The organism is Limnohabitans sp., assembly GCF_040401135.1.
Lineage (GTDB): Bacteria > Pseudomonadota > Gammaproteobacteria > Burkholderiales > Burkholderiaceae_C > Limnohabitans.
Map to the genome: position 1 here is coordinate 68885 of NZ_JBBAOV010000005.1, position 17819 is coordinate 86703.

14 protein-coding genes are annotated in these 17819 nt (G+C 54.0%); 7 read left to right on the top strand and 7 right to left on the bottom strand.

Going from position 1 to position 17819, the window contains the following annotated elements; all coding sequences use genetic code 11:
• Positions 1–34 precede the first annotated feature (34 nt).
• Together ABWP81_RS02780 and ABWP81_RS02785 are read right to left on the bottom strand one after the other, a co-directional pair.
• Positions 35–946 (bottom strand): 3'-5' exonuclease, encoded by a 912-nt coding sequence (locus ABWP81_RS02780; protein WP_353139140.1) that lies wholly within the window; start codon positions 944–946, stop codon positions 35–37.
• Positions 947–956: 10 nt separating this feature from the next.
• Positions 957–2186 (bottom strand): MFS transporter, encoded by a 1230-nt coding sequence (locus ABWP81_RS02785; RefSeq protein WP_353139143.1) that lies wholly within the window; start codon positions 2184–2186, stop codon positions 957–959.
• A 92-nt stretch (positions 2187–2278) separates the two neighbouring features.
• Between ABWP81_RS02785 and ABWP81_RS02790 the strand changes: the two genes are divergently transcribed.
• The 3 genes from ABWP81_RS02790 to ABWP81_RS02800 all read left to right on the top strand — a co-directional run bounded on the left by ABWP81_RS02790 (position 2279) and on the right by ABWP81_RS02800 (position 4136).
• Positions 2279–2806, top strand: a complete 528-nt coding sequence (locus ABWP81_RS02790; RefSeq protein ID WP_353139146.1) for a phospholipase D family nuclease — start codon at positions 2279–2281, stop codon at positions 2804–2806.
• 174 nt (positions 2807–2980) lie between these two features.
• Positions 2981–3532: a phasin family protein gene (locus ABWP81_RS02795; protein WP_353133337.1), complete on the top strand. Its 552-nt coding sequence runs from the start codon at positions 2981–2983 to the stop codon at positions 3530–3532.
• A 109-nt stretch (positions 3533–3641) separates the two neighbouring features.
• On the top strand, positions 3642–4136 hold the full coding sequence (locus tag ABWP81_RS02800) for a C40 family peptidase (protein WP_353139149.1): 495 nt from the start codon (positions 3642–3644) through the stop codon (positions 4134–4136).
• A gap of 4 nt (positions 4137–4140) precedes the next feature.
• Here ABWP81_RS02800 and ABWP81_RS02805 read toward each other — a convergent pair whose 3' ends face one another.
• Positions 4141–5208: a quinone-dependent dihydroorotate dehydrogenase gene (locus ABWP81_RS02805; protein ID WP_353139152.1), complete on the bottom strand. Its 1068-nt coding sequence runs from the start codon at positions 5206–5208 to the stop codon at positions 4141–4143.
• Positions 5209–5251: 43 nt separating this feature from the next.
• Between ABWP81_RS02805 and rpiA the strand changes: the two genes are divergently transcribed.
• Positions 5252–5950, top strand: a complete 699-nt coding sequence (gene rpiA, locus ABWP81_RS02810) for a ribose-5-phosphate isomerase RpiA (protein WP_353139155.1) — start codon at positions 5252–5254, stop codon at positions 5948–5950.
• A gap of 5 nt (positions 5951–5955) precedes the next feature.
• Here the strand turns inward: rpiA and ABWP81_RS02815 are convergent, their stop codons facing one another.
• From ABWP81_RS02815 to ABWP81_RS02830, 4 genes are all read right to left on the bottom strand, one after another.
• Positions 5956–8049 (bottom strand): M3 family metallopeptidase, encoded by a 2094-nt coding sequence (locus ABWP81_RS02815; protein ID WP_353139175.1) that lies wholly within the window; start codon positions 8047–8049, stop codon positions 5956–5958.
• 31 nt (positions 8050–8080) lie between these two features.
• The gene (folD, locus tag ABWP81_RS02820; protein ID WP_353139158.1) at positions 8081–8941 is read right to left on the bottom strand and encodes a bifunctional methylenetetrahydrofolate dehydrogenase/methenyltetrahydrofolate cyclohydrolase FolD; all 861 of its coding nucleotides are present in this window, start codon (positions 8939–8941) and stop codon (positions 8081–8083) included.
• A gap of 99 nt (positions 8942–9040) precedes the next feature.
• Complete coding sequence (locus ABWP81_RS02825) at positions 9041–9667, bottom strand: response regulator transcription factor (RefSeq protein WP_353133322.1); 627 nt, start codon at positions 9665–9667, stop codon at positions 9041–9043.
• A 15-nt stretch (positions 9668–9682) separates the two neighbouring features.
• Complete coding sequence (locus tag ABWP81_RS02830) at positions 9683–12190, bottom strand: PAS domain-containing sensor histidine kinase (RefSeq protein WP_353139161.1); 2508 nt, start codon at positions 12188–12190, stop codon at positions 9683–9685.
• Between the two features lie 150 nt (positions 12191–12340).
• Between ABWP81_RS02830 and aceE the strand changes: the two genes are divergently transcribed.
• From aceE to ABWP81_RS02845, 3 genes are all read left to right on the top strand, one after another.
• On the top strand, positions 12341–15040 hold the full coding sequence (gene aceE / locus ABWP81_RS02835) for a pyruvate dehydrogenase (acetyl-transferring), homodimeric type (RefSeq protein WP_353139164.1): 2700 nt from the start codon (positions 12341–12343) through the stop codon (positions 15038–15040).
• 15 nt (positions 15041–15055) lie between these two features.
• Entirely contained in the window at positions 15056–16777 is a 1722-nt protein-coding gene (gene aceF, locus ABWP81_RS02840; protein WP_353139167.1) for a dihydrolipoyllysine-residue acetyltransferase, read from the top strand.
• Positions 16778–16836: 59 nt separating this feature from the next.
• On the top strand, positions 16837–17819 hold a 983-nt coding region (locus tag ABWP81_RS02845), incomplete at its 3' end, for an FAD-dependent oxidoreductase (RefSeq protein WP_353139169.1).

The window sequence follows — 17819 nt, forward strand, 5'->3', positions numbered from 1 at the left end:
GTTTGCACTTGCTTGAAATGCTTTTGTCGGGCGTTTAAAGCGTCACTACTTCTTTGTGGCCCAAGCGATTGGAGTAACGCACTTTGCCACCCGTGGTTTCAAGCTCCACACGGGCGCTGCGGCCTGCGTACACATGGTGTTTGAGCCACTCTAGCTCTTGCTTCATCTCGGGTTCACCGGCCACCAAACGGCTCCAGCAGCGCAGCTCGGCTGACCAGCGGTAGTTGCGTGCCTTGAGCTTGTCTTTTGTCTCAAAGGGTGAGTTGATGGCGTACACCTTTTGCTGGGGCTTGTTTAATGTCAGCAGCACTGCGAGCAGGGCGGTTTGCTGGCTTTGCGGCAGTACTTGGTTTAAGAGTTCTAACAGCGCCCAGCAGTCAGCCTCGGCGCGGTGGGCTTCGTAAAAGTAGCCTTGTGTACTGAGTAAATATTCCAGCTTGGCCGACCCAAAACCTTCTTCGCGCCAGTCGATGTCTTTGATGCTGCATGCCCAGCTAAGTTGCTCGAACAAGGGCCAACGGGCTTCCACAAAGGGGCGGTCAAACGACGCGTTGTGGGCAATGATCACATCTACATTTTTCAAAAATTCAGCCACGCGCTCGTCATTAATGCTTTGACCTTGCACCATCTCATCGGTGATGTGGTGGACAGCAATGGTGGCGGGTGGAATGGCAAAGCCAGGGTCTTCTAGCTCGTCAAACACATCGCTGACACGGTAGACCACGCCTGTGAAGGGGTCGAATTCAAAGGCCAGCATGCCGAGCTCAATGACGCGGTCGGTGACCACGTCAAAGCCAGTGGTTTCGGTGTCAAGCACCACGCCTTTGCTGAGCTTTTGGCCAGGGGCTGGTGTGTTGAACACACGGCCTGGGACGAGTCGGCGAAGTACGCGGTAGTCTGGGTGTTGTTCGAGTTGTTGTGCGAGTTGTTCGATGTCTTGAGTCATAGCTGTAATGTTAAGCGTGGTCGGCCTTTGTCGCGTTGCGCTTGACGATGGCACGCGACAAAAATAGGCCCAAGGCACAAACGACCAAGGCGTCTGCACCCAAAATATATTGCGAGTTGAAGTGGTTGAACATTTCTGACAAGACCAAGACGCCTAGAGATTGACCTAAAAACATAAAACCGGCAAACAGTGTGACGCCGGTGCCTCGAGCTTTAGGTAATAACTGCGTGGCCTTGGCTTGCATGGTGTTGTGAAACATAGCAAAGCTAAATCCTGCGACAAAGCATGAGGGCAAAGCCAGTTGCCACCAGGGCGAGAATGCGATCACAACAAATGCTGCAGCAAAGCCAATCCCGCCGTAACGGGCTAAGCCAACTTCACCCAAGCGTCTTATGGTGATTTTTGCCGTGGCCATGTAAGCCATGCCACCCAGCCCGAAGAACGCCGTGGTGCCCCCTGCCATAGTGAGGGAAATGTGGTGGATCTGGTGCAAGTGCGCGGCTGTCATGGCTAACACACCAAACACGGTAGCCCCCTCAACCAAGGCCAAGCTTAAAAATGTACGTGCCCAAGGGTTGCGTGCAACATCTTTCAGTTGTTGAAAAAAACCTAACGGCGCATGTGCGTGTTGCGCCGCAGGCTCTAGGTGTTTAAGTTGTCGGTACAGCAAAAAACTTACAGCGGCAAACGCAATGCTCATCAGCACAAACGCCCAACGCCAGCCCAAGGTGTCGGTCAACAAGCCCCCAAAAAGCTGGCCGGCTGTCATGCCCAGCATGGTGCCCAAGCCCACGCGAGCCAATGTTTCTTGGCGTTGCTCGTAGTGCACCGCATCACCGACCCAAGCCAGCGATAGCGGGATGATGGCTGCAGCGGCCAGCGCGGTGCCCATGCGAGCGCCGATGAGTAACGTTAAATCTGCACTCAGTGCCGACATCAAGCTGCCCAAGCTGCACCCAATGGTGGCCAGCATGACAACGCGGTACTTGCCGAAGCGATCACCTACTGGGCCGTAGAAAAGTTGCATCAAGCCGTATGTGATGGCAAAAAATGAAATAACTCGTGATGCCTCACTGATGGGCGTGCCAAAAACACGCGATAGCTCGGGCAGCATGGGGTCACAAATGCGTTGCACAGCCATGCTGCAAAACGTGGCAAGTGATAACAAAAAAATTGCCCGTTGGGTGGGGGCCGATAGTGCCTGAGTGGTCGCGTGGAGATGGTGTGTCTGTGTTTTCAAAGCGAGGCCACTTTAACCGTTAGCTTTTGAAATCCCTGTCGCTTGTAAGTCAAAGTTAAAAAACTTGTATTTTGCGGTTTAGCATTGACTCTATGAAGTTTTTTGCGTCTTTGTTAATCTGGTGCTTGAGTTTTGTGTGTTTTCCTGCGTTTGCCCAGTCGAACACCGCAAATTTGAATGCTGAAGTATTGGGCGTTTACTTCACGCCACCTGGCGATGTCGCTGCTGCCATAGTGAAAGCCATTGACGCCAGCGAGCACGAGGTGCTTGTGCAAGCCTACGGCTTTACACATAACGGAATGGCGCAAGCCTTGGTGCGGGCTCACCAGCGCGGTGTGAAGGTGCGCGTGCTGTTGGATAAAAAGAGTGAGAGTTCAAACCGTTATGTCATTGCCGTGCTGAACGACGCCGACATGGCAGTGCGCCATGACGGCAAACATGCCATCGCGCACAACAAGGTCATGCTGATAGATCGGACCATTGTGATCACTGGCAGCTTTAACTTTACCAACTCTGCTGCGACGCGCAATGCGGAGAATTTATTGGTTTTGAAGTCTGCAGAGTTGGCCGAAACTTACCGTCTTCAATGGCAACACCACTGGGCTCATGGCGTTAAATAAGCGTTTTAAAAGTCTGATTTAGTCTGAGGGCTCTAAAAAGCATTTTTAGGTGCTACAAGCCTTGCCATAGTGAATCTTTTCTTTAAAATACCAATCATGCTGCACTGCAACATAAATTCAGCTTAGGCAGGATTCAGGGCAGTTTGACTATATTTTTAATTTTGGAGATTTAAAATGACTTTGACCCCTGAACAAGTAATCGCCGCAAATAAAGCCAACTTGGAAACTTTGGTTGGTTTGACCACCAAGGCTTTCTATGGCGTGGAACAGCTCATCGAGTTGAACTTGGCTGCTGCCAAAAGCACCTTGGCTGATTCACAAAAACAAACACACGCAGCTTTGAGCGTGAAAGACGCACAAGAATTGTTAGCTTTGCAAGCTAGCTTGTTTCAACCTTTGGCTGAAAAAGCTGTGGCTTACAACCGTCACTTGATTGAAATCACAACAGGTACAGGCTCACATTTTCAAGGTCATGTGGATTCCAAGGTGGCTGAAGCTCAAAAAGCGTTTCATGACATGGTTGACAATGCCGCTAAAAACGCGCCTGCTGGTTCAGAAGCCGCTGTAGCCGCATTTAAAACTGCTGTGGCTGCTGGTAACAACGCATTGGAATCCGTGCAAAAAGCCGTCAAGCAAGCCACGGAAGTGGCTGAAGCTAATTACAAAAACATCACTGACACAGCTTTGAAGTCAACAACTGCCAAGCCTGCTGCCAAGAAGCGTTAATTTCAGGTTCTCCAGACCTTCAAAACGGCTCCTTCGGGAGCCGTTTTCTTTTATATACCGTTAAGTTATGCGTATGTGAGATTCGTTCATCTGAAATAAGATTCAGGTTATGGATAAGCGTTTATTTTTGAGTGTTTGTGTCACGCCTTTGCTTGTGGCGTGCTCGTCGCTGACGCGCACGCCACCATCTAACGCGATCACCTCGCAAAGCTATCCCAACAACCCAGCCAAACGTCAAGACATCGTCATGCAGGCCATGGCCATGCTGGACCGCGGCTACACCTACGGTGGCAAAAAGCTTCACACGGGGTTTGATTGTTCGGGGCTGGTGACCTTTGTTTACAAAGAATCGGCAGGCATTGCGCTTAAAGGCAGTGCGGCACAAATGGCCGCTGCCAGCAAACCGGTGGAGGCCATTGAAGCCCACCCAGGAGACTTGGTGTTTTTTAACACCCTCGGCCCCTCGTTTTCGCATGTGGGTATCTACATTGGTGGTGGCAAGTTTGTGCATGCCGCCAATGAACGAACGGGTGTGAAAACCGAGCGGTTGAGTAATGGCTATTGGGCTAAGCGCTTTGAAGGCTATCGCACCATTTTTGGCTGAGGCTTCAAGCGTGATCGCGAATAGCCAGTGCAGCCTCTTTCACCAGTGATGGACCTTTGTAAATAAGGCCGGTGTAAATTTGCACCACATCCGCACCCGCTTTGATTTTGGCCACCGCATCAGCGCCGCTCAAAATGCCGCCCACGCCCATGATGGGAAATTTGGGGCCCATGGCAGCTCGCAGCTGGCGAATGACTTGATTGCTTTTCTCAAACACGGGTGCGCCTGAGAGGCCGCCTGTTTCTTCTGCGTGCGCCATGCCTTGAACGGCATCGCGGGCAATGGTGGTGTTGGTGGCGATCACGCCCCACGAGGGCGTGCCTTCATGAACGCAATGACGCTTCAAGGTGGCGGCAATCACGTCGATTTGGTCGCTTTCCAAGTCCGGTGCAATCTTGATAAAAACAGGCACTTGTTTGTTGTGCTGAAGGGCCAACTCAGCTCGTCGCTTGGCGAGTGTGCCAATCAGTGCGTCCAGCGCTTCGTCGCTTTGTAGCGCGCGTAGGTTTTTGGTGTTTGGGCTGGAGATGTTCACTGCAACGTAGTCGGCGTGTGGGTAAACGCCGTCTAGGCAAATCAGGTAATCGTCGGCAGCATTCTCAATAGGCGTGGCAGCATTTTTGCCAATGTTGAGGCCCAAGAGCATGGGCGATCCAGACTTGCTGCGAAACTTTGCTAGTTTCACGTTCGCCAAGAAGGCATCCAAGCCATCGTTGTTAAAGCCAAGGCGGTTGATCAACGCGTTGGCTTCGGACAAGCGAAACATGCGGGGCTTTGGGTTGCCAGGCTGGCCTAGAGGTGTCACTGTGCCGACTTCCACAAACCCAAACCCCATCGCGGCCAAGCCATCGATGCAATGGGCATTTTTGTCCAAGCCAGCGGCTAAACCTACGCGGTTGGGGAAGGTCAAACCCGCCAGTTGCACCGGGTCTTGCACGCGCTCCTGGCAGTAGGCCCAAGACAGTGGTGTGTTTTGCGTACGGGCCAGCAGGGACAGCGTGTGCTCATGGGCGGTCTCAGCATCCAAGGCGAATAGAAACGGGCGGGCAAGTGAATAAGGCAACAACGACATGGATAATCTCGATCTTTGGTCAATACAACTCGGATTTTCGCCCATGAGCACCCTACAAAACGCAGTCCCTCTGACGCAAGATGAATTAAAGATATTGGTGGGTCAAGCTGCTTTGCACTATGTGGTGCCTGGCGAGGTGGTGGGTGTGGGCACAGGCTCAACTGTCAACAAGTTCATCGATGCGTTAGCAACGATGAAAGATCAAATTAAAGGTGCGGTGTCTAGCTCGGTGGCGTCTACCGAGCGCTTGCAAGCTTTGGGCATCCAAGTGTTTGAGGCCGCCGACGTAGAAAGCCTGTCGGTCTACATCGACGGTGCAGACGAAATCGATCTCCAAGGTCACATGCTCAAAGGCGGTGGCGCTGCGTTGACCCGCGAAAAGATTGTGGCCGCTCAGTCGAAAATGTTTGTGTGCATTGCCGATGAAAGCAAGTTGGTCGATGCCTTGGGTGGATTCCCCTTACCCGTCGAAGTCATCCCCATGGCCACCGCTCGCGTGATGCGCCAGTTCGCTGGGATCGGTGGCAACGCCAAGGTGCGTTTGAAAGATGGCAAACCCTTGGTCACTGATAACGGGCAACACATCGTCGATGTGACGGGTCTCAAAATCAGCGACCCACTGCAGTTTGAAACCGACGTCAGCCAATGGCCGGGCGTGGTGACCGTGGGTGTATTTGCTCACCAAAAAGCGCAGGTGTGTTTGCTGGGCACCTCCACCGGCGTGAGAACCTTGAACTTCTGATCAGGCTAAACCTGCAACATCCCTTGATGACGCAATAAAGCATCCAGCAGAGGCTCGCGTCCACGAAAGGCTTTGAACGATTCCATCGCAGGTCGGCTGCCGCCGACTTCCAAAATGGTTTCGCGGTAGCGGCGGCCTGTGTCGATGCTGGGTTCACCATCGGCGCCTGCAGTTTCTTCAAACGCAGCGTAGGCATCGGCGCTCAGCACCTCGGCCCATTTGTAGCTGTAGTAGCCGGCCGCATAGCCGCCGGCAAAGATGTGACTGAAGGTGTGCAGCGTGCGGCCCCATGCGGGGCTTTGCAGCACGGCCACTTCGGCGCGCACATCGCGTAGCACTTGCATGAAGTCTTGCGCTTTTTCACCGTCAGAGTGCAGCAGCATGTCCACGAGCGAAAACTCAATTTGACGCAGCGTTTGCAAACCGCTTTGGAAGTTTTTAGCGGCCAGCATTTTGTCGAACAACTCACGAGGTAAAGGCTCGCCTGTGTCCACATGCGCGGTCATGTGGCGCAACACGCTCCACTCCCAGCAGAAGTTTTCCATGAACTGGCTGGGCAGTTCAACCGCGTCCCACTCCACGCCGCTGATGCCAGACACATCGCGCTCGTTCACTTGTGTGAGCATGTGGTGCAAGCCGTGGCCGCATTCGTGGAAGAGGGTGATCACGTCATCGTGTGTCAGCAGCGGTGGCTTGCCACCCACGCCTTCGGCGAAGTTGCACACAAGGTGCGCCACGGGAGTTTGCAATGCGCCTGTGTCGGGGCGTAACCAACGGGCACGCACATCGTCCATCCATGCGCCGCCGCGCTTGCCTGCGCGTGCGCCGGGGTCGAGGTAGAACTGGCCGACCAACTCTGGCGGCAAGCCGCGGGCGCGTGTTGTTTCCGAATGCCGTTCAATGCGATAGAACTCCACAGCGGGGTGCCACACCGGCGCATCGTCGCGACGAATGCTCACCTCAAACAAGGTTTCCACAATCTTAAACAAGCCAGCCAATACCTTGGGGGCAGTGAAATACGGTTTAACTTCTTGTTCGCTGAAGGCGTAACGCGCTTCTTTGAGCTTCTCACCGATGTAGGGCCAGTCCCACGGTTGTGGGTCTTTCAAGTTCAAGTGCTCGGATGCAAAGGTGCGCATTTCAGCCACGTCTTTTTCGGCGTATGGGCGTGCACGCTTGGCGAGGTCACGCAAGAAAGTCATCACCTCGGTGGGTGACTGTGCCATCTTGGCTGCTAGCGATACCTCGGCGTAGTTGGCGTAGCCTAAAAGCTGCGCCTCTTCTTGGCGCAGCGCCAAAATCTCTTTCACCCAAGGGGTGTTGTCTTGTTCGGCTTTGCCAGCCTGCACAGCCGCTGATTGATCAGAGGCACGTGTGGCATAGGCCCGGTACAGTTTTTCGCGCAGCGCCGAGCTGTGGGCAAATTGCATGATGGGCAAGTAGCACGGCATTTTTAAATTCAGCTTATGTTGTGCAACACCGTCTTTGCCTATCGCACCATCTTTTTCGGCAGCTTCGCGTGTGGTTTGGACCACGTCGTCAGGTACACCGTCCAGGTCTTCGGTGGTGACAATGGCCGACCATTGGTCGGTGGCATCCAGTACGTTTTCGCTGAACTTTTGACCCACCTCGGCTTGGCGCTCTTGAATAGCAGCAAAGCGTTCTTTGGCTTCGCCCACCAGCTCTGAGCCCGACAACACAAAGTTGCGCATCGCCAAAGTATGGGCGTGTTTTTGTTCGGCATTCAAGCTTGCTACATCGATGGCTTTGTACTTGGCGTACAAGCGCTCGTCTGCGCCCAAGCGTGTGTAGAACTCGGTCACACGCGGCAGTGCTTCGGTGTAGGCGGCACGCAGTTCGGGTGTGTCGGCCACTGAATGCAAATGGCTCACTGCGCCCCATGCACGGCTGAGTTTTTCGGTGGACACATCAAGCACTGCTGAGATGGCTTTCCACTCGGCGGGGAAGTCGCTGCCTGTGACTTTCTCTAACGCTGCATCTGCCGCAGGCAAAAGTTGATCCAGTGCGGGCGCGATACACGCTGGCTTGATGGCATCAAACAGCGGGTAGTTTGAGAAATCGAGAAGAGGATTGTTCAGTGACATGCAAAGCTTTCAAATAAGAAAAATCTCAATGCTTTTCAGATAGGGCTCGTTGTGCAGATTCCAAGGTATTTACCAGCAGCATTGTGATGGTCATCGGTCCAACCCCACCCGGCACAGGGGTGATGTAGCCCGCTACTTCTTTCACGCTCTCAAAGTCTACGTCGCCGCAGAGCTTGCCTTCATCGTTGCGGTTCATACCCACATCTAGCACCACCGCACCGGGCTTGACCATGTCGGCGGTCAGTAAATTGCGCATGCCGACGGCGGCCACGATCACATCAGCTTGCAATGTCAAGGTTTTGAGGTTTTGGGTGCGCGAATGCGCCACCGTCACAGTGGCGTCTTTTTGCAAAAGCATCAGCGCCATGGGCTTACCCACAATGTTGCTGCGGCCAATGACCACCGCGTGTTTGCCCTTCAAATCGTAGCCAATGCTCTCCAACATCTTCATACAACCATAAGGCGTGCAAGGCCAAAAGCCTGGCAGGCCGGTCATCAAGGCGCCTGCGCTGGCAATATGAAAGCCGTCCACGTCTTTGGCGGGACTGATGGCTTCAATCACTTTTTGCGCATCGATGTGGGCAGGCAATGGCAGTTGCACCAAGATGCCGTGAATGTTGTTGTCCTTGTTAAGCGCTTCGACGCGTGCCAGCAAGTCGGCTTCGGTCATGGAGGCTTCGTATTTTTCAAGCACCGAGTGCAGGCCCGCGTCTTCGCACGCTTTGACCTTGTTACGCACATACACCTGGCTGGCTGGGTTGTCCCCCACCAACACCACGGCCAAGCCGGGTGTCAAGCCCTTAGCCTTCAAGGCAGCCGTGTCGATGGCTATTTGCGCACGGAGTAGTTTGGAGAGGGCGTTGCCATCAATGAGTTGTGCGGTCATGGTGTTTATGCAGATGAAATATAGAAATGAAAACGCCCGCATGTAACGGGCGTTTGGAGTCGATGGCGCATTGAAGGTTAAGAGCGAAAAGTGGAGTCCTTAAGCCTTGGGAGCGTTCTGTCCGAGTGCCGTTTTAAGCAAATCTGCCACAGTATTGGCATTGAGTTTTTCCATGATGTTGGCGCGGTGTGCTTCCACGGTTTTGATGCTGATGCCTAAATCGTCGGCGATTTGCTTGTTTAAGCGGCCGGCCACGATACGCTCTAAAACTTGGGCTTCGCGGGTAGTCAGCTTAGCCATTAGCGCGTCGCGGCTAGCGGCTTGAAGTGAGTCGGCAAACGCGGTGGTGGCTTGGGCCAACATACGCTCAACCAAGGTGACTAAAGCGGTTTCGTCAAAAGGTTTTTGGATGAAGTCCATGGCCCCTTTTTTCATGGTGTCCACAGCCATGGGCACATCGCCGTGGCCGGTGATGAAGACAATCGGCAACGGAGACTTGCGTTCTACCAAACGGTCTTGCAATTCAAGGCCGGTCATGCCACCCATTCGGATGTCCACAATCAAGCAAGCTACTTCGCGTGTGTCGTAGCGGCTGAGGAAGGTTTCGGCGGAGTCGAAGCAGCGAACTCGGTAGTCCTTGCCCTCTAACAACCATTGCAATGAATCACGAACGGCCTCGTCGTCATCAACAACGTAGACCGTACCTTTTTTGGGAATCAAACTCATCAATAAAGCTCCAACCTAGCGGACCGGTATCCAGAAGGAAAAGCGGCAGCCCGTTAATTCACCCGCATTGTAGAGGTTCTCAGCTTTCATGCGCCCTTGGTGGGATTCCACAATAGAACGGCACAAATTTAGACCCATGCCCATACCCTCTGACTTGGTGGAGAAGAAGGCTTCAAACAAACGTTCCAACACTTCGGGAGGCAACCCACCGCCTGTGTCGGTAACGATAAATTCAATGACCGCTTGGTCGTCTTCTTTGCGGGGTATTACTTTAAGCTCTACGACGCGCTGGGTAAAGGGCCGTTTGGCAAGGTCAATGGACTCGGCGGCGTTGCGCATCAAATTCACCAGCACTTGCTCAATCAGAATCGGGTCGACGTTCACGGCTGGCAGCCGAGCGGTCACAACTTGGCTTAGGCGCACCTGTCTGCGGCGCATCTCGATACCTGCCAATTCGACGGCTTCTGCGACCATGGCGCCCACATCGGAGGGGCTACGGTTGGGCTCGCTGCGTTTCACAAAGCTACGGATACGCTGAATAATTTGCCCAGCACGTTGCGCTTGGTGCGCGGTTTTTTCTAAGGCTTTGAGCAAGTCTTTCTCACTCAAGTTGTTGGCCTTGATGCGCGACACCATTCCGCTGCAATAGTTGTTGATGGCGGTTAAAGGTTGGTTCAGTTCATGCGCCACGCTGGACGCCATTTCGCCCATGGTGATGAGGCGACTGGCTGACTGTGCGCGTTCGGCTTGAGCTCGTGCCTGCTCTTCAGCTTGGCGGCGTGCGGTGATGTCAGAGGCAATCACCATTTGTGCCAAACGGCCATCTACCCAGTTTAGGTACCGCGAGCGCACTTCAAGCCATTTATCCAACTCGGGTAGGTAAATTTCAGAGTTCTCGGCGTTGGTTTCGGTCATGCCCTCGGTGGGTAAGCCCATCAAACCATCGTCTTGGTCTTCGGCATCGTCGCTAGCGGCCTCTGACTCGGGCAAGCTGCGTGGTTGGCCCGCTTGCGTGACCAAGTTCAAATGGCCTTGCGTGGTGCTGGCAAACCATTGGCGATAAAGCTTGTTGGCAAACAGCAACTCTTTACTACCCAGCGGAGCCACAGAGACCGAAGCGTCTAAGCCTTCGAGCACCGTGGTGAAGCGGTCGTGTGCCGCAGAAAGTTGTTCCCGTACGCGGTTGGGCTCGGTGATGTCGGTCATCGACGTCATCCAGCCAGTTTGTTGACCGCGTGCATCAATCAAAGGTGACACATACAAACGCGCATCAAAGACTTCGCCATTTTTACGTTTGACACGGACTTGAAAGCCGCTGCTGGTGGTTTCACCTTGCAACTCTAAAGCGAGTTTTCGCTCTAAGGTTTCACGGTCTTCGTCGGGCCAATAGGGAAATGGGGGGAGGCGGCCCACCAGTTCTTCTTCTGTCCAGCCCGTCATTTGGCAAAAAGCCGCATTCACATAAGTGATACGACCTTTAAGGTCCATCGCACGCATGCCTGTCAGGATGGAGTTTTCCATGGCACGGCGAAAGTTGGTTTCAGCGATCAAGGCTTGCTGCACTTGAACGCGGTGCTTGGTGTGCCGCCATGTGCCAATTAGCATCCAAGCTGTGATGCCGCTGAGTGCCACCACCAACCAAAACACACCGTTACCCACCAAGCCTGATGAGGTCCTATAGGCTTCTGCATGTAACGCCAATTCATAGCCCACGGGAGTGATAGGCACTTCGTATGCATTGGTTTTGAACAACCAAGGCAACACCTCAGTCACTTTAGGTTTTGCCGTGTTGGCTTGGCCTGCCAACACCAGGTTGCTGGCATCGCGCAACGACACGGCGTAGCGCTCGGCCACTTCCACTGGCACAGCGTAACGTAGCATGCCTTCCATGCTGTATTCGGCAATCAGAACGCCTTCAAATTTGCCTCGGTTGTAAATTGGCACATGCAGCTGCAAATACGCATAGGCCGTTGTAGTAGGGTTCTTTTCTAGAACGGGGTGTGAATAAACCGGCTGCTGTAATTCACGGGCCAGCTGAAACGTGTGCATGGTTTCCGAGTGCGCAATGGTTTGGCCTGGTGCTACTGTCAGCGTGGTGTTACTAATTGGGCTGGTGTAAGTTCCTTGTACACGCAGCATGGGGTCCACCCATGTCAGGCTTGCCATTTCCAAGGTTTGAATCAGGACGGCTTTGGCGTCAGTGCTAAAGGTTCTTTTGTTGGTGCCGCCGTCGGTGATGTCGCGGGCCAAGCGCATGACTTGTGCTTGTTTGTCCAACAGCCTGAGGCGCATGCGCTGTTGAGCATATTCAACATCGCGACGAACAACCTCCTGTTCTCGGTCTAGTTCTTCGTAGCGCAGATACCAAAATGCTGCGGTGATAGCCGCCATAAACAAAACTACTGCAGCAAGCGGCGCCATAAAGGCAAAACGGTCTTGACGGTTAGGTGTTTGCTGGGTCCACCAGCTGAGCCATATTGCAGCGATGGGCTTGAACAATGATGCAATGGATGGTTTTGACATGTGTAGTGAGTTTATGTCTGCAAAATATCCACTTGATCGTAATTACAAAATTTCATAATAAGAAATCAGTGACCGCTATTTGAAATATTTTTAAAATTGTGCGAAACTTCGCCCATTCGATTGATAACAGTGCAACAAGAGGAGACAAACATGTCAGCACAACCGAACGATCTGCGCACCGATGTGGACAGCCAAGAAACGCGTGAATGGATGGATGCGCTGTCCGCCGTCATCCATGCAGAAGGTCCTGAGCGTGCACATTTCTTGTTAGAGCAACTGCTTGAACACGCACGCGAGAACAGCATCGACATGCCGTTTTCGGCCACCACGGGGTATGTCAACACCATCGAACCCGACCAAGAGGCCCATTGCCCTGGCAACATTGAAATTGAAGAACGCCTGCGTGCCTACATGCGTTGGAATGCGATGGCAATGGTGGTCAAGGCCAACCGCCACAACCCAGCCGACGGTGGCGACCTCGGGGGGCACATTGGCTCTTTTGCGTCATTGGCTCACATGTTTGGCGCAGGTTTTAACCACTTTTGGCACGCTGAAAACGAGAACCACGGTGGCGACTGCCTGTATATACAGGGACACGTTTCGCCCGGCGTTTACGCCCGCGCTTACCTCGAAGGTCGTTTGACAGAAGATCAGTTGCTCAACTTTCGTCAAGAGGTGGATGGCAAAGGTTTGTCCAGCTACCCGCACCCCAAACTCATGCCTGAGTTTTGGCAGTTCCCCACTGTGTCTATGGGCCTCGGCCCATTGATGGCCATTTACCAAGCGCGTTTCTTGAAGTACTTGCACGCACGTGGCATCGCCAATACAGAAAACCGCAAAGTCTGGGTGTTCTGCGGCGACGGCGAAATGGACGAAGTCGAATCCTTGGGTGCGATCGGTTTGGCTGCGCGCGAAAACCTCGACAACCTGATCTTCGTGGTCAACTGCAATTTGCAACGTTTGGACGGTCCTGTGCGAGGCAACGGCAAGATCGTGCAAGAGCTAGAGGGTGAATTTCGTGGCTCTGGTTGGAACGTCATCAAGCTCTTGTGGGGCAGTGAATGGGACAAGCTCTTGGCCCGCGACAAAGACGGTGCTTTGCGAAAGATCATGATGGACACTTTGGATGGCGACTACCAAGCCTTCAAAGCCAACGACGGTGCTTATGTGCGCAAACACTTTTTTGGCCGTGATCCACGGACGCTTGAGATGGTTGCCCACCTCAGTGACGACGAGATCTGGAACCTCAAACGTGGCGGCCACGACCCACAAAAGGTCTACGCGGCTTATCACAAGGCCGTGAGCCACAAAGACCAACCTACCGTGTTGCTGATCAAAACCGTCAAAGGTTTTGGCATGGGCAAAGCGGGTGAGGGGAAAAACACGGTTCACCAGACCAAAAAGCTCACGGATGAAGACATCAAGTACATGCGTGATCGTTTCAACATCCCAATTCCAGACAGCGAGCTGTCAAAGATTCCGTTTTACAAGCCCGCCGACGACACACCAGAAATGCGTTACCTGCATGACCGTCGCAAAGCCTTGGGCGGCTACTTGCCACACCGTCGCGTCAAAGCTGAAGAGCATTTCACTGTGCCTGCCATTGAGACCTTCAAGGCGGTGATGGAGCCCACAGTTGAAGGCCGCGAAATCTCAACCACGCAAGCCTATGTGCGCTTCCTCACGCAGCTTTTGCGTGACCAAGCTTTGGGTCCACGCGTGGTGCCAATTTTGGTTGACGAAGCCCGTACCTTTGGTATGGAAGGTTTGTTCCGCCAGATCGGTATTTACAACCCAGCGGGTCAGCAATACACACCGGTCGACAAAGACCAAGTGATGTACTACAAGGAAGACAAAGCCGGCCAAATACTGCAAGAAGGCATCAACGAAGCCGGCGGCATGTCGAGCTGGATTGCTGCGGCCACCAGCTACTCCACCAGCAACCGCATCATGGTGCCGTTCTACGTTTACTACTCGATGTTTGGTTTCCAACGCATTGGCGACTTGGCCTGGGCAGCTGGCGATATGCAAGCACGCGGCTTCTTGTTGGGCGGCACATCGGGCCGTACCACTTTGAACGGCGAAGGCTTGCAGCACGAAGACGGTCACAGCCACATCATGGCCAACACCATTCCAAACTGCGTGTCTTATGACCCCACCTTCGCACACGAAGTCGGCGTCATCCTGCATCACGGTTTAAAGCGCATGGTGGAAAAGCAAGACAACGTCTTCTACTACATCACCTTGTTGAATGAAAACTACGCGATGCCTGGCCTGAAAGCTGGCACCGAAGAACAAATCATCAAAGGCATGTACTTGCTGCTGCAAGGCGAGGGTGCCAAAAAAGCACCACGCGTGAACTTGTTGGGCTCGGGCACCATCCTGCGTGAATCTATCGCTGCACGTGACTTGCTTGCTGCCGATTGGGGCGTCGCTGCCAACGTGTGGAGCTGTCCAAGCTTTAACGAGCTGACACGTGAGGGCCAAGACGCCGAGCGTTACAACTTGTTGCACCCTACCGAAACACCCAAGGTGCCTTTCGTGTCTGCTCAGTTGGACCCTTACGTCGGCCCTGTGGTTGCATCCACCGATTACATGAAGGCGTATGCCGAACAGATCCGTTCATTTATTCCTAAAGGCCGCACCTACAAAGTGTTGGGCACTGACGGTTTTGGTCGCTCAGACTTCCGCAGCAAATTGCGTGAGCACTTTGAAGTCAATCGCCACTACATCGTGGTGGCTGCACTCAAAGCCCTCAGCGAAGAAGGCACTGTGCCAGTCGCGCAAGTGGCTGAAGCTATAAAAAAGTACGACATCAAAGTCGACAAGATCAACCCGCTGTTCGCTTAATCTGGGAGACACAACATGGCATTGGTAGAAGTAAAAGTCCCAGACATCGGGGATTTCGACGAGGTCGCAGTCATTGAGTTGCTGGTCAAAGTGGGTGATACCGTCAAGGCGGAACAGTCACTGATCACCGTCGAATCCGACAAAGCGTCGATGGAAATTCCATCCAGTACGGCAGGTGTGGTGAAAGAGCTGCGCATCAAGCTCGGTGACAAGGTCAAGCAAGGCTCGGTTGTGTTGGTGGTCGAAGCTGCCGCTGGTGCTGCCGTTGCTTCGACTCCTGCCGCTGTTGTGCCTGCCGCCCCAGTCACTGTTCCTGCTGCAACCGCTGCGGTGGCCTTGGCCACGCCGGCGAGTGCCACGGGTTTGATCGAAGTTCGCATTCCTAATATTGGTGACTTCACCGATGTGGCGGTGATCGAAGTGTTTGTGAAGCCTGGCGACACCATCAAGGTGGAGCAGTCGATCATCACCATCGAATCCGACAAAGCGTCAATGGAAATTCCATCGTCGCACGCTGGAATGCTCAAAGAGTTGAAAGTCAAAGTGGGCGACAAAGTCAACATTGGCGACTTGATGGCTATCTTGGAAGGCTCTTTGTCTGCTGCTGTTGTTGCTGCACCTGTTGCTGTTGCGACATCTGCGGTTGCCACCTCTGCTAGCTCTGCATCAGTTGCGATTGCCTCGCCTGTCGCTATGGCTGCACCTATAGCAGGTGCAACAGCGTTCGCTGCCGTGGTCGCACCAGCGCACGCTCCTGGTGAGCCCACCTTAGGCTTGCCACATGCGTCCCCCTCCGTGCGCAAGTTTGCCCGCGAACTCGGTGTGCCGCTGGAAGAGCTCAAAGGCAGTGGCCACAAAGGCCGCATCACACAAGACGACGTGCAAACGTTCACCAAGTCCGTTATGGCTGGTGCAACACAAACCAAGGCGCAAACCGCCAAGGGTAGCGCGTCCGCTGGTGCTGCAGGAGATGGCGGCGCAGGTTTGGGTTTGATCCCATGGCCAAAGGTCGACTTCGCCAAGTTCGGTCCCATCGAGCGCAAAGAAATGGGCCGCATCAAGAAGATCAGCGGTGCCAACCTGTTGCGCAACGCCATCATGATTCCAGCTGTCACTAACCATGACGACTGTGACATCACCGACCTCGAAGCCTTCCGCGTGTCCACCAACCTGGAGAACGAAAAGGCAGCGAAAGCTGGAAATATCGCAAGCGTTAAGGTCACCATGTTGGCGTTTTTGATCAAGGCCTGCGTGGCTGCGCTCAAGAAATACCCAGAGTTCAACAGCTCACTCGATGGCGATGCACTGGTCTACAAAAACTACTGGCACATAGGCTTTGCAGCTGACACGCCCAATGGTTTGATGGTGCCCGTCATACGTGATTGCGACAAAAAAGGCATCTTGCAAATCAGCCAAGAGATGGGTGAACTGGCCAAGAAAGCCCGCGACGGCAAACTCGGCCCCGCAGAAATGACTGGCGCAACTTTCACCATCTCAAGCCTCGGTGGCATTGGTGGCAAGTACTTCACGCCCATCATCAACGCGCCCGAAGTGGCCATCCTCGGTGTGTGCAAGAGCACCATGGAACCCGTGTGGAACGGCAAAGAATTTGTGCCACGTTTGATGTTGCCTTTGAGCTTGACGTGGGATCACCGCGTCATCGACGGCGCAGCAGCGGCACGCTTCAACGCGTACCTCGGTCAAATCCTCGGCGACTTCCGTCGCGTGCTCCTTTAATAACTTGCGGGACAGACCAATGCGAAGCTTTGCTCTGTCCCCAACTGATTGAGAACGATATGGCAATGATTGATATCCAAGTTCCAGACATCGGCGACTTCGACGAAGTGGCCGTGATTGAGTTGCTGGTCAAAGTGGGCGACACCGTCAAAGCTGAGCAATCACTCATCACTGTCGAGTCCGACAAAGCGTCGATGGAAATTCCATCGTCACACGCGGGCGTGGTGAAAGAGTTGAAGATCAAGCTGGGCGATAAGGTCAAACAAGGTTCTGTTGTGTTGGTCTTGGATGCGGAGGGTGCGGCTTCCGCGCCTGCTGCACCAGCCGCTTCTGCACCTGCACCCGCAGCGGCTCCAGCCGCAGCAGCACCCGCTGCCTCAGTGGCATCAGCCCCTGCACCCAAGGCCTCATCCTTTGGCGGTTCTGCTGACATCGAGTGCGATGTGCTCGTGTTGGGCGGTGGCCCTGGCGGTTACTCGGCTGCATTCCGTGCGGCTGACCTCGGCTTGAACGTCGTTATCGTCGAGCGCTACGCCACCTTGGGCGGCGTGTGTTTGAACGTGGGTTGCATTCCCTCCAAAGCCTTGCTGCACGTCGCAGCGGTGATGGACGAAGTGGCCCACATGGCCGACCTCGGTGTGGACTTCGGTACACCCGCTGTCAACATCGACAAGCTGCGCGGCCACAAAGAAAAAGTCATTGGCAAACTCACAGGTGGCTTGGCTGCCATGGCCAAAATGCGTAAGGTCACCACCGTGCGAGGCTTGGGTCAATTCGTGGGTGCCAACCACCTCGAAGTGTCGGAGACCACCGGCACTGCACAAGAACAAAACGGCAGCAAAAAAGTGATCGCCTTCAAGAAGGCCATCATCGCTGCAGGCTCTCAAGCTGTGCGTTTGCCTTTCATGCCCAACGACCCACGCGTGGTCGACAGCACAGGTGCTTTGGAACTCAAAGAAGTGCCCAAGCGCATGCTCATTTTGGGCGGCGGCATCATCGGCCTAGAAATGGGCACGGTTTACAGCACACTGGGTTCACGCCT